The sequence below is a fragment of the Oceanobacillus locisalsi genome, from assembly GCF_042675985.1.
Lineage (GTDB): Bacteria > Bacillota > Bacilli > Bacillales > Amphibacillaceae > Oceanobacillus > Oceanobacillus locisalsi.
In genome coordinates this window covers 12,458-25,418 of the sequence record NZ_JBHTKK010000026.1, presented here as the reverse complement: position 1 = coordinate 25,418, position 12,961 = coordinate 12,458, and the positions used below count along the sequence as shown (strand labels likewise).

The 12,961-nt window shown below is 39.7% G+C and carries 11 protein-coding genes; all 11 read left to right on the top strand.

Annotation, left to right across the window (positions count from 1 at the left end):
• Positions 1 to 15: 15 nt before the first annotated feature.
• The 11 genes from fliS to ACFQ19_RS16860 all read left to right on the top strand — a co-directional run bounded on the left by fliS (position 16) and on the right by ACFQ19_RS16860 (position 12,878).
• Positions 16 to 417 (top strand): flagellar export chaperone FliS, encoded by a 402-nt coding sequence (gene fliS, locus ACFQ19_RS16910; protein WP_379593838.1) that lies wholly within the window; start codon positions 16 to 18, stop codon positions 415 to 417.
• The gene (locus tag ACFQ19_RS16905) at positions 417 to 770 is read left to right on the top strand and encodes a flagellar protein FliT (RefSeq protein WP_379593837.1); all 354 of its coding nucleotides are present in this window, start codon (positions 417 to 419) and stop codon (positions 768 to 770) included. Before fliS ends, ACFQ19_RS16905 begins: the two co-directional genes overlap by 1 nt.
• Before the next feature lie 189 nt (positions 771 to 959).
• Positions 960 to 1,514 (top strand): ribosome hibernation-promoting factor, HPF/YfiA family, encoded by a 555-nt coding sequence (gene hpf, locus ACFQ19_RS16900; RefSeq protein WP_379593836.1) that lies wholly within the window; start codon positions 960 to 962, stop codon positions 1,512 to 1,514.
• 306 nt (positions 1,515 to 1,820) lie between these two features.
• Positions 1,821 to 1,967 carry a hypothetical protein gene (locus tag ACFQ19_RS16895; protein WP_379593835.1) on the top strand — a complete coding sequence of 49 codons (147 nt, stop codon included), beginning with the start codon at positions 1,821 to 1,823 and terminating at the stop codon, positions 1,965 to 1,967.
• Positions 1,968 to 2,358: 391 nt separating this feature from the next.
• A complete protein-coding gene (gene secA / locus ACFQ19_RS16890) occupies positions 2,359 to 4,875 on the top strand; it encodes a preprotein translocase subunit SecA (RefSeq protein ID WP_379593834.1) in 2,517 nt (838 codons plus the stop codon).
• Positions 4,876 to 4,915: 40 nt separating this feature from the next.
• Positions 4,916 to 6,017 (top strand): peptide chain release factor 2 gene (prfB, locus tag ACFQ19_RS16885; protein WP_379593833.1). Its coding sequence is split into 2 segments (ribosomal slippage): positions 4,916 to 4,987 and positions 4,989 to 6,017, totalling 1,101 coding nucleotides; the frame shifts between segments, so codons are not numbered across the junction.
• A 92-nt stretch (positions 6,018 to 6,109) separates the two neighbouring features.
• Positions 6,110 to 6,424, top strand: a complete 315-nt coding sequence (locus tag ACFQ19_RS16880; protein WP_379593831.1) for a c-type cytochrome — start codon at positions 6,110 to 6,112, stop codon at positions 6,422 to 6,424.
• Between the two features lie 612 nt (positions 6,425 to 7,036).
• Positions 7,037 to 7,723 (top strand): cell division ATP-binding protein FtsE, encoded by a 687-nt coding sequence (gene ftsE, locus ACFQ19_RS16875; RefSeq protein WP_379593830.1) that lies wholly within the window; start codon positions 7,037 to 7,039, stop codon positions 7,721 to 7,723.
• Complete coding sequence (gene ftsX, locus ACFQ19_RS16870; protein WP_379593829.1) at positions 7,713 to 8,606, top strand: permease-like cell division protein FtsX; 894 nt, start codon at positions 7,713 to 7,715, stop codon at positions 8,604 to 8,606. The genes ftsE and ftsX overlap by 11 nt, the downstream gene beginning before the upstream one ends.
• A 172-nt stretch (positions 8,607 to 8,778) precedes the next feature.
• Entirely contained in the window at positions 8,779 to 10,434 is a 1,656-nt protein-coding gene (locus ACFQ19_RS16865; protein WP_379593828.1) for a murein hydrolase activator EnvC family protein, read from the top strand.
• A gap of 965 nt (positions 10,435 to 11,399) precedes the next feature.
• On the top strand, positions 11,400 to 12,878 hold the full coding sequence (locus tag ACFQ19_RS16860; protein ID WP_379593827.1) for a S41 family peptidase: 1,479 nt from the start codon (positions 11,400 to 11,402) through the stop codon (positions 12,876 to 12,878).
• The last annotated feature ends 83 nt before the right edge of the window (positions 12,879 to 12,961 follow it).

Here is a 12,961-nt window from a genome sequence, read left to right as displayed (position 1 = left end):
AGGGGGTGACCCGGTATGAGCAGTAATAAAGCGTATCAAGCTTATCAAAACAATGCTGTCAATACAGCTTCCGGCGGCGAATTGACTTTAATGCTCTATAACGGTTGTATTAAATTTATCAAACAAGCAATGAAAGATTTGGAACATAAAGATTTTGCTGCCAAAAACACAAATATCCAGAAAGCACAGAAAATCATCAATGAACTGATGGTGACGCTTGATATGGAAATGGAGATTTCCCGACAAATGCTGCCATTATATGATTATATGTATAACCTGTTAAAAGAAGCGAATATAAAGAATAATATAGAGAAGCTGGAAGAAGCGCTTGGTTATACCGAAGAATTTCGTGATGTCTGGAAGCAGGTTATTCTGAAGGATCGTCAGCAAAAATATAAACAAGGCGCTTCAATCTGATGAATCGAGTATTTCCTATCCACCAAATAACAGAAAATATGCAGCAGCTGTTAATGCAGGAGATCACTTCTCATAACCGCGAAGAAATTATCGTGGAATTACAGGAAAAAATAGAGAAGAGAGGAAAGCTGCTTGAATCTATAGCTCCGCCTTATTCAGAAGAGGAAGAAAAACTGGGGCGCACGGTTGTGCATATGAATCAACATATCGAAAAACAGATGCAGCAGCTTTTCACTGCATTAAAAAATGAAATGAAGCAGGTGCAGCAACAAAAAAAATCGACAACAAGTTATGTAAATCCTTATAAAAGTGTACAAAATACAGATGGTATGTTTTTAGATAAAAAAAAGTAGAGAGAAAGGAGCGTATTTTCCTTTCTCTTTTAAATTTTTTATAGAAATTTTATCCCTCCTTACCCCCTGCATATAAGGGGATGAAAGAATTGGATAGAAAACGTTTACGAAAAAATAGGGTTTAAACAAGAGAAGTTTGTGAAAAAGTGTTATAATAGATTTATAAAAGTAAAGAAGGAGGACACTTACATGAAATTTAATATCAGAGGCGAGAATATTGAGGTTACAAACGCTATTCGGGAATATGTTGAGAAGAAAATCAGCAAACTGGAAAGATACTTTGATAACCCTCCCACTAGCGATGTGCATGTAAATTTAAGTGTCTATAATGATGAACAGCGCATTGAGGTTACCATCCCAATGACAAATCTCTTACTGCGTGCAGAGGTACAGCACATTGATTTATACGCTGCTGTAGATTCGGCCGTAGATAAATTAGAAAGACAAATCCGAAAACATAAAACAAAAATTAACCGTAAATTTAGACAAAATGGAGCACCTAAGCATGCTTTTGCCGAGTTGGAAAAAGAAGCGCAACAGGCAGTTGAAGAACCTGAAAATCAGATTGAATTGGTTCGTACAAAACGTTTTAATCTGAAACCAATGGACTCGGAAGAAGCTATTCTGCAAATGGATATGCTGGGGCACAGCTTCTTTGTATTTACCAATGACGATTCCGGCGAAACCAACGTGGTTTATAAACGCCGTGATGGAAAATATGGTTTAATCGAACCATATGTTTAAACTCAAATAGAAAAATAGTTTAGCAGATAAAATAACAGTCTGCTGCTTCTATCATAGAGGCGGCGGGCTGTTATTTTGTCTGTGAAGCGATAATTTGAAATAGAACAAAATAAAATTTTTGTCAAAAAACATTGTTTTTCAATTTTTAGTATTGTTTTTAATAAGAATTATATTTTCAGGCTTTGAAAATGGCATTTCCTCCCGGGGAAAATGCCATTTCTGTAAATAGAAATGTAATTTTGTCGATTCGCCGGGAAAGTAAACATATGATATAAATGGTTTAGAAAGAAAAAAGGAGGCGGTCACATGCAGTATATGCATCAACAATTGTTGAATGAACTCGAACAACGGGTGAAACAGCAGGAACTGACGATTCAACAATTATTACGTTTTGTAGCGAACCTCAATAAAAATGTCGCACAACTATCCTCAGAACAAAAAGAAAATATATAATAGTAGTCTAACCAAGATTGGTACTACTCTCCGAAAGAAACCCCCCGCAAGGTTGCCTCATGCAGAACTGGAATAATCATTTCAGTTCTTTTTTTTCGAAACTTTGGAGGTTCATTTGGACTATTCAAGAGAAGAGACATTGTCAAAAATGCCTCGGAGGGTGTAAGTTGTCATAACGGTTTAGGAAGTGTTATGATACTATTATTGACTATTACCAGTTAGAAATGGTAAGTGTACTAACGATGAATAACTTACCTTTGAAAAGTAGTGCAAAAGAGCGGGAAACGTTTTGGAGCACGTGCTTTAAACCAAGGTAAATCATATATATTAATGGCATTGGAATGTAGTGCGGTAAGCAATAAAAGTTTCAAATAACTGAGGAGCGTTTATAATGGCAGGATTATTAACGAAGATTTTTGGTGACGGGAACCAAAAACAAGTGAAGCGTATTGAAAAACAAGTGGACAAGGTTGAGGCGTTAGAGCCTGAGATAGAAAAGCTTTCAGATAAAGCTTTGCAGGATAAAACAGCAGAATTTAAAGAACGGATTGCAAATGGAGAAACATTGGATGACTTACTGGCTGAAGCCTATGCGGTTGTTCGTGAAGCTTCTAAACGCGTGCTTGGCATGCGTCCTTTCCGTACGCAATTAATTGGTGCAATCGCGCTGCATAACGGAAATATAGCTGAAATGAAAACAGGGGAAGGGAAAACGTTGGCTTCAACAATGCCAGCGTATCTTAATGGATTGTCTGGAGAAGGCGTGCATATTATTACGGTCAATGATTACTTGGCAGACCGTGATGCGAAAGTGAATGGCGAGCTGTTCGACTTTCTAGGATTAACCGTCGGCTTGAATCATAATGGCCTCCCTAAGGAAGATAAACGTATAGCATACCAGGCCGATATCACTTACGGAACAAATAATGAATTTGGCTTTGACTATTTAAGAGATAACATGGTGCTGTATAAAGAACAGATGGTGCAGCGCCCTTTGAATTATGGCATTATTGATGAGGTAGACTCGATTTTAATTGATGAAGCCCGTACCCCATTGATTATTTCCGGTTCAGCCAAAAAATCTGCATCGCTTTATCAGCAGGCAGATCGATTTGTACGTACACTGCAGCAAGAATCCGATTATACCTTTGATGAAAAAACGAAAGCAGTGCAAATGACAGAACAGGGAATTGATAAAGCAGAGAAATTCTTCAGTATTGAAAACTTGTTTGATTTATCACATGTTTCTTTGACCCATCATATTAACCAGGCTTTAAAAGCGCATGTCTCTATGCACAGCGATACAGATTATATGGTGGAAGAAGGAGAAGTCATTATTATTGATCAGTTTACCGGACGTAAAATGAAAGGGCGCCGGTATAGTGACGGTTTGCATCAGGCGATTGAAGCCAAGGAAGGATTGCAGATTCAAAATGAAAGCATGACGCTTGCTTCCATTACCTTCCAGAACTATTTCCGGATGTACAATAAATTATCCGGAATGACTGGTACAGCCAAAACAGAGGAAGAAGAATTCCGAAGCATCTATAATATGGATGTTATTGCTATTCCTACAAATGAACCGATTCAAAGAGAAGATAAAGCAGACCAGATTTATAAAACAATGGATGGCAAATTCAAATCGGTTGTAAATAATATTAAAGAACGTCATGAAGCTGGCCAGCCGGTGCTGGTTGGTACTGTAGCAGTGGAAACGTCTGAGTTAATTTCTCAAATGTTGAAACGTGCAGGCGTAAAACACGAAGTATTAAATGCGAAAAACCACTTTCGCGAGGCAGAGATTATTGAAAATGCCGGTCAAAGAGGCGCTGTAACTATTGCAACGAACATGGCCGGACGTGGTACAGACATCAAGCTGGGCGACGGTGTCAAAGAGCTGGGCGGACTGGCGGTTGTCGGTACAGAACGGCATGAATCACGCCGGATTGACAATCAGCTCCGCGGTCGTTCCGGACGTCAGGGAGATCCTGGTATTTCGATCTTCTTCTTATCTATGGAAGACGAGCTGATGCGCCGCTTTGGTTCAGATAATCTGAGAACAATGATGGAAAGACTCGGTATGGACGATACCCAGCCGATTGAAAGCAAAATGGTTTCCCGTGCAGTAGAATCTGCTCAGAAACGTGTGGAAGGAAATAACTATGATGCGCGTAAAACCATTCTGTCTTATGATGATGTGCTTCGTGAGCAGCGTGAGATTATTTACAAACAGCGTTTTGAAGTGATTGACTCTGAAACCAACCTGCGTGAGATTATTACGAATATGCTCCAATCTACAGTGGAACGAGTAGTTACGACACATACCCAGGATCATGATGAAGAAAAATGGAACCTGGATGCCATTATCGAGTATGTGGAAGGTAACTTATTGGAACAGGGAGATATCACGAAGGATGAGCTGAAGGAAAAAGAACCTGCTGAAATCACAAGTGTTATCATGGAAAAAGTGAATCGCCGTTACGATGCGAAAGAGGAAGAACTGACACCGGAACAATTCGTCGAGTTTGAAAAAGTTATCTTACTCCGTACAGTTGATACCAAGTGGATGGATCATATTGACCAGATGGATCAGCTGCGCCAAGGTATTCATTTACGTGCATACGGACAGAACGATCCATTGCGCGAATATCAGATGGAAGGCTTCAATATGTTTGAAGAAATGATTGCAAGCATTGAAGAAGAAGTGTCCAGATATGTGATGAAGGCGCAGATTCAAGACAACCTGCAACGCCAGGAAGTGGTTAAAAATACGCAAGCTGTTTCCGGGGGCGGAGAAGACAAGAAGAAAAAGTCTAGAAAACCGGTTGTAAAAAACAATACAGTAAAAAGAAACGACCCTTGTCCGTGCGGCAGCGGCAAGAAGTATAAAAACTGCCACGGACAATAAGTTTGCGGCGAACCGAAAGTTTAAACAGGAGGAATTTGTAATGGAATTAACAGATATTAAGCAAGAGCTTGAAAAAATAACTTCACAAATTGAAGCATTCAGGGGGTCTCTTTGACCTCGATCAGAAGCGGGCAAGAATTGCTGAATTAGAATCACTTATGGCGGATCCCAGTTTTTGGGATGATCAGAGCCAAGCACAAACGGTCATCCAAGAATCAAATGGGTTAAAAAGCTATGTTGATAAATTTGAGGAAATCACAGAGACATTAGATAACCTGGAAGTCTCCTATGAGCTGGTTAAAGAGGAACAAGATCAAGAGTTGTTTGATGACTTGCAATCGGAATTGAAAAACTTTAAACAACAAGTAGATCAATTCGAATTACAGCTCTTATTAAATGAACCTTACGATGCCAATAATGCTATATTAGAACTGCATCCGGGAGCCGGCGGTACAGAATCGCAGGACTGGGCAAGTATGCTATTGCGAATGTATCAACGCTGGGCGGAGAGTCATGATTTCTCCATCGAAACAATTGATTATCTTCCGGGAGATGAGGCCGGTGTAAAAAGCGTTACGCTGTTAATCAAAGGGCATAATGTTTATGGCTATTTGAAAGCAGAAAAAGGCGTACACCGTCTGGTTCGAATCTCCCCATTTGATTCATCCGGAAGACGGCATACCTCTTTTGTGTCCTGTGACGTGACTCCGGAAATGAACGATGATGTAGATATTGAAGTAAAAGCAGAAGATTTAAAAATCGATACCTACCGTGCCAGCGGGGCCGGCGGTCAGCATGTCAATACAACAGACTCGGCAGTACGGATTACGCACCTTCCGACGCATATCATTGTGACATGTCAGAATGAACGTTCACAGATTAAAAACCGGGAACAGGCGTTAAAAATGTTAAAATCAAAACTTTACCAGATGGAAATAGAAAAACAGCAGCAAGAATTAGCTGAAATTCGTGGAGAACAAATGGAAATCGGCTGGGGCAGTCAAATTCGTTCTTATGTTTTTCATCCGTATTCCATGGTGAAGGATCATAGAACAAATACGGAAACAGGGAACACCCAGGCAGTGATGGACGGCAAACTGGATATGTTTATTAACTCGTACCTTCGTTCACAAATGAATTAATGGCAATTGTTCTTTTTTGTTCAAAATCCTTCATGCAGTAAGAATGAAAAAAAGATATACTGTTAGCAACAACGAATCAAGGAGGATCACACGTGAAAAAAGGGATAGCTGCTTTGTTATTAGGCATACTTTTTGTGCTTGGAGCTTGCGGTAATGCGGACGACACCACGGATACAAGCGAAGAAAACTTGGAAACCGGTGAAGAAGTATATCGCAATAATTGCGCCAATTGTCATGGTGCTGACCTTTCTGGCAATGGGTCTCCGGAACTGACTGACATCGGTTCGAAATATTCACAAGAACAAATTGAAGATATTGTGCAGGAAGGAACCGGCAGTATGCCGCCTCAGACACAAGTAGAAGGAGAAGATTTGCAGGAATTATCTTCATGGTTAACGGAACAATAATAACAGACAGGCGTTTACATTATTGCAAGCGTCTGTCTCCTTCTCTTCTTTCTATGATTTCCCCTCTCTATTTCTCGGCTGTATTTTTTCATCGCATCATTACCCGCTGCTTCCTCAGATGTAGAAATCTCACTTCTTGAAGAAAAAATATATTCTTTCAACCTGTATATAAACAATAACTCAACCACTTCCAAACTTCTTTAAAAACAATTCCCTCTATACCCTTTTTATTACAAAACAAAACATTTCAGCATGCTCAAAATATAAAATATGGCAAATTTAAGAAAAACCGTGAAATACCATGATGAAGGGATTGAATAAGGCTGCTTTTTAATTATTACAAGCTTTGTCGAATTGAAATAAAAATGTAATGTGATTTTTTCATCAAAAAATACGCAGAGATGTTATAATTACTTTTGTTCGTTTCAATCTATTTAGATGATGTCGATTTATGCAAAACATAGAGAATATATAACAAATAAAAATGATTAATATACCAGCCAAATTATAATAAATAGAGATGACGAAATATGTTTTTTTAGAAATATATATAACATGTTGTAGAGATGCCTCGTCATAAATGGAAATAATATAGTAATAGGTGGTCATGAAATGATAACAATGGAGAATGTATCCAAAACATATAGTAATGGAGTAACAGCCCTGAACGATATTAATATACATATCGACCGCGGCGAGTTTGTTTATCTTGTCGGACCGAGCGGAGCCGGAAAATCATCATTTATCCGTTTGATTTACCGCGAAGCAAAGCCGACAAAAGGGAAGATAGTCATTAACGGCCGGGAGTTAAGTAAAATAAAAGAAAGACATATCCCTTATTTGCGGCGGGATATCGGCGTTGTCTTTCAGGATTTTAAACTTCTGCAAAAACTGACTATCTATGAAAATGTGGCCTTTGCTTTAGAAGTAATTGAAACATCCCCAAAAAGTATCAAACACAGAGTCACAGAAGTTTTGCAGCTTGTAGGTTTAGAAGATAAAGCAAAAATGATTCCAAGTGAATTATCAGGAGGAGAGCAACAGCGCGTAGCCATTGCACGAGCTATTGTAAATAACCCGAAGGTAGTCATAGCGGATGAGCCGACAGGAAACCTGGACCCGGATACTTCATGGGGCATTATGCAGGTTTTAGATGATATTAATTCAAAAGGTACAACTGTCATCATGGCAACACATAGTAAACATATTGTGAATACAATTAAACGCCGTGTCATTGCAATTGAAGATGGAAATGTTGTACGAGATCAACAGCGGGGTGACTACGGCTATGAAGTTTAGAACATTATTAAGACATTTACGCGAAGGAATGAAAAATATATTCCGGAATGGCTGGATGACTTTTGCTTCGATTGCAGCAGTAACCACAACTTTAATTCTTGTTGCAGTATTTTTAGCATTAGTATTGAATCTGGACCAAATGGCGAGAAATATTGAAGAAGATGTGCAAATCAGCACGATGATTGATGTGACTGCTGACGAGGATCAAATTGTCGAACTCGGTGAAGAAATAGAACAAATAGATGGCGTTGCAGAAGTCCAATTCTCTTCTAATGAAAATGAATTAAATAGTTTAATTGATAGTATGGGCGATGAAGGACAAGCATGGGTGATGCTTGAACAGGATAACCCGCTGAGCCATGTGTATACGGTGGAGGCTGCTGTCCCGGAAGATACGGAAGCTGTTGCCGGCCAAATTGAAGAATTAAACAATGTGGAAAATGTATTATATGGGCAAGAAGTGGTTGATGATCTTTTTGAATTCACGAACTATGCCAGAGCAATAGGTTTAGGGTTAATTGTAGCGTTGGTATTCACTGCTATATTCTTAATTTCCAATACCATCAAGATAACAATCATTGCAAGAAGTACAGAAATTGGTATTCAAAAATTAGTGGGAGCAACCAATTCCTTTATTCGTTGGCCATTTTTTGTGGAAGGGGCATTATTAGGAATCCTTGGTTCCTTGGTTCCGGTAGCTGTGATCGTGGGCGGCTACTATTATGTATACAATTATTTCCCAGCTGCTGTATCCTTCCAATTTGTCGAACTGCTGCCATTTAATCCATTTGCTTGGCAATTATCAGGAATGGTTCTTTGTATAGGAGCATTGATCGGCATTTGGGGAAGCGTTATGAGTGTACGTAAGTTCTTAAAAGTATAAAAAACAGATATAAATTACTTTCCATAATCGGAAACAATGATGAAAAACTCGCATTCGCTGCAAATGCAGTGGATACGAGTTTTTCTAAAATAGATTCATATATTGAATATGGTAGAGGAACCATGTTTCGGTATATGTCATGCAGAAACAACATCGGAGAGGGGAACAACATATGAGAAGCATGAGGGCATTCACGGTATCCAGCTTGATTACATTGCTTGCAATAGCGGTACCAATACATTCTGTTTCGGCAGAGTCTGTAGAAGATGTGGAAGATGAAATTAATGACCTGGAAGAAGAAAAATCTGATTTAGAATCCAAAAAAGAGAAAGCTAAGAAAAAACAAGCGGATTCTGAGGAGAAGCTGGAGTCTAATCAAAAAGAACAGGATGAAGTAGAAAGCGAAATTTCATCCATCGATGAAGAATTAAACCAGACACAATCAGATCTCTCAGAGAAAGAAAATGAAATAGAAGAAACAAATCAGGAAATTACTAGTTTAACGAATGAAATAGAAGAATTATCTGATCGAATAGAAGAATTAGAAGATGATATCGTTGATTTGGAAGAGCGTATTGAGGAAAGAGACGAGCTCATTAAAGATCGCCTTCGCAGTATTCAGCAAAATGGCGGCGAGATTCAATACTTAGAAGTTATTTTCGGGGCACAAAATTTCAGTGAATTTGTATCCAGAAGCACGGCAGTAAATAAAGTAATGGATTCAGACCGGTCTATTTTAGAAGAACAAGCGAATGATAAAGCGCAACTGGAAGATGATCAGGAAGAATTGGAAGCTAGCAAAGCAACAGTCGAAGAAAATAAGGTAGCTGTCGAAGAAAATAAAGCAACATTGGAAGACCAGCAGGACGAGTTGCTCGCATTACAGGATCAGTTAGATGACCAAGTTTCTGATAAAGAAACCTTATTGGCTGACCTGGAAATGGAATATGATGATATGGAAGAAGAGAAATTAACAGCTGAGGAAGAACAGGAGTTAATGGATGCACAAGCGGAAGCGAAGCAGGTTGCTTTGGAATCGGCTGAAAGCAAGAAAGAAGACATAGAACAGAAAGAAGCAGAAGAGGCTGCACGTGCGGAGGCTGAAGCGAAAGCCGAAGAAGAGCGGAAGGCAGAAGAAGCCCGTCAGGAAGAACAAGAAAAACAAGAAGAAGCACAACAGCAGGAATCAGAACAGCAAGATCAAGAACAAGAGACAGAAGAGAATGATCAGTCGGAAGAGGATACTTCTTCAGAAGACGAATCCTCAGAAAGCAGTGATTCCTCTAAAGATGACTCATCAGAAAGTAATGACGATTCCAATGAAGAAGAAAATGATAATGAAAAAGAAGATGAAGAAGTGCAAGTAGCAGCTCATGCTTCTGGAGAAGTGATGTCTCAAAGTGTTGCTCCAAGCAATAGTTCCGGCTTTATTCGCCCGACATCCGGTCCGCAAACATCTCCTTTTGATCCGAATCGGGTGCATCCGATCCATGGAGATGTCCGTCCGCATAATGGAATGGATTTTGGACAAAGAGGAGAAGCGGATAAAGAGATTCGCTCTGCAGCAGACGGTGTAGTTGCTTTTGCAGGAACAATGAGCGGTTACGGTAACACTGTCATGGTTACCCATGAGGTCAATGGAGAAGAATATACGACGCTGTACGCACATTTAAACAGTTTTAATGTTTCTAATGGCGATAAGGTGAGCCAAGGAGATCAAATTGCAGTGATGGGAAATACAGGGGGCTCTACGGGTGTCCATCTCCATTTTGAAATTCATCCAGGCGGTTATAAGAACCCGGTAAACCCGGCAGGTTATATTAATTAATGTAACAAATCGTAAATAGTATAAAACAGTTGTATAAAGATGAAGGAATCCGAACTATTATTCAAATGACCATGTATCTGGCGTTTGAATTAGTTCGGTTTTCTTGTTATAAAAAGGATAATGAGAGAGATACGCTCCAATAGACTGCTTCTTCATAACTCAACTTACGCACTTTAAAAGTAACTAAGGGTAGATTATTTCTTCCAAACAGTCGTTGACTAGGACTGGAAGGTAAGGTGTCAAGCTACCGTTGCGGCGGACCGTTTTGCTTTCCTAGGGGCACGCTCTTCAGCTAACTTTTGCCAAGAAGAGCGCTTGGCAAAAGTGGATCTTCAGAGGGTGCTGATCCCTCAGGAGTCAAAACGGTCCGCCTCCGCTGGTGGGATGTTCTATGCATGAAATAGTTGAACAACTAAAGGTAGATTAGACAGAACACATTTTTCGTGGTGTACGGTAAAAAGTTCTGCAATCAGTCCTTTCTGTGCATGAAAGGATTCTCGATATGAGGACCATGTTGTCATGATGTGAACTGCTAAATCAACCATTTGAAACACCAGAATGATTGTTTATTTAGGCTAAAAAGCGATTCTTTCATCTCCCTTCATCAGGATGTTATTTCTTCCAAACGCTGTAGTATCCTATTAGAGCGCAGGCCAACCACGTAGACTCCAATGGGAAAGCGGAGGACTTGGCCGGAGCGGAAGCTATACACTATATCCTGTTCATCCTGGAACAGCAAGTTATTCTCAGGTGCGAAGGTTGAGTTCATAATATTTGATTTAAATTATGGTCATTCTTTTCATATCATGATATGCTTTTCTTATTAGAAAAATGACGTGTTTTCAGTGAAGAAAGCAGGTATAATAGAAGAATAAGACAAACTAAAGTTCCTGCTGTGGTTATGGATACATTAATTCGACTTCAGAGGTGAATGAAATCTTTTGAAGTAATAAAGAGGTGTAGCAATGAAGCTTAATCAAACTAAAATCATATTGATATTAATCGGTGCATTACTTATCGGTGTGCTAGGCGGATATGGCGGGGTGAAGTTAGCCCAGAACCAGGGGGACAACTCTGCTATAGAAATGTCTGATTCAGACAATGGTACATTGAGTAACAGCGGTGAAGAATCAGGCGGCGAATTATCGGGAGATTTAGATAAAGTATCCCAGATTTTTGAGTTGATTCAATCCAACTATATAGAAGACGTGGATGATAATGAATTGGTGGAAGGCGCCATTGAAGGCATGCTTTCTACACTGGACGATCCGCATACTTCTTACTTAGATAGTGAAATGATGGAACAGTTCAATGAACAAATTGAGTCCTCTTTTGAAGGAATCGGTGCAGAGGTCAGCGAGGTAGACGGCTATATTACCATTATGTCTCCAATGAAAGAATCTCCGGCCGAAAAAGCGGGTCTGCGTCCAAACGATCAAGTGTTAAGTGTGGACGGTGAAAGTCTGGAAGGATTAAATGTGAACGAGGCTGTTGCTAAAATACGCGGAGAAAAAGGAACCGATGTGGTTTTAGAAATACAGCGTTCAGGTACTTCTGACCCATTTGAAGTAACAATTGAACGGGATACTATTCCAGTTGAAACAGTGTATAGTGAAGTGGATTCAGAAGGTGGAAATGATACAGGAGTCATTCAAATCACCAACTTCTCCGAACATACAGGGGAAGAATTTGAAGAGCAGCTGACCGAATTAGAAAATCAAGGTATTGACGGACTGGTGATTGATGTTCGCGGAAACCCAGGCGGATTGCTGGATGTTGCTGAAGAAATTCTGCAGCAATTTGTGCCGAGCGACATGCCTTATCTGCAAATAGAAGATGCTGACGGGAATGCAGAAGAATATGTATCTGATTTAGATGAACAAAAGGATTATCCGATCAGTGTGTTGATTGATGAAGGCAGTGCTTCTGCTTCTGAAATTATCGCTGTTGCTATGAAAGAGCTGGATTATGATATTGTCGGCGAAACCAGTTTCGGAAAAGGGTCTGTACAGCAGGCTATTCCGTTAGGGGATGACAGTTCTGTTAAAATGACAACCTTTAGATGGTTATCGCCTAATGGTAATTCGATTGACGGAGAAGGTGTCGAACCGACCATCGAACAAAGACAGGATGATTACTATTATGCAACCCCTATTCAAGTAACAGACGACGAACCGCTTACTGTTGACCATACCAGCGAAGCGATTGCGAATATGCAAGAGATGTTATCTGGACTGGAATACGATACGGGAAGAACAGACGGCTACTTCAGTGAGGAAACGGAAAGTGCTGTAGAAGCATTCCAGGAAGATAATGATTTGGAAGTAACCGGAGAAGTAGATGAAGAAACCGGCGGGTTAATTGAAACCCAAGTAGTGGAAAAAATCCGCGAAGGTGAAGATGACAGACAGTTAGAACGTTCTTTAGAAGAACTGTATCAGTAAAACAGGAGATTTGTTCATTCATCCTATTGTGATGGATGAACAAATTTTCATTGACAAATAGGATTTACAAAGCAGGTGAAGCG

Excerpts from the sequence above, each read along its gene's own strand:
- ACFQ19_RS16905 (WP_379593837.1), top strand. The coding sequence starts at position 417 with ATGAATCGAGTATTTCCTATCCACCAAATAACAGAAAATATGCAGCAG.
- ftsE (WP_379593830.1), top strand. The coding sequence starts at position 7,037 with ATGATAACAATGGAGAATGTATCCAAAACATATAGTAATGGAGTAACA.
- fliS (WP_379593838.1), top strand. The coding sequence starts at position 16 with ATGAGCAGTAATAAAGCGTATCAAGCTTATCAAAACAATGCTGTCAAT.
- ACFQ19_RS16860 (WP_379593827.1), top strand. The coding sequence starts at position 11,400 with ATGAAGCTTAATCAAACTAAAATCATATTGATATTAATCGGTGCATTA.
- secA (WP_379593834.1), top strand. The coding sequence starts at position 2,359 with ATGGCAGGATTATTAACGAAGATTTTTGGTGACGGGAACCAAAAACAA.
- ACFQ19_RS16865 (WP_379593828.1), top strand. The coding sequence starts at position 8,779 with ATGAGAAGCATGAGGGCATTCACGGTATCCAGCTTGATTACATTGCTT.
- hpf (WP_379593836.1), top strand. The coding sequence starts at position 960 with ATGAAATTTAATATCAGAGGCGAGAATATTGAGGTTACAAACGCTATT.
- ACFQ19_RS16895 (WP_379593835.1), top strand. The coding sequence starts at position 1,821 with ATGCAGTATATGCATCAACAATTGTTGAATGAACTCGAACAACGGGTG.
- ftsX (WP_379593829.1), top strand. The coding sequence starts at position 7,713 with ATGAAGTTTAGAACATTATTAAGACATTTACGCGAAGGAATGAAAAAT.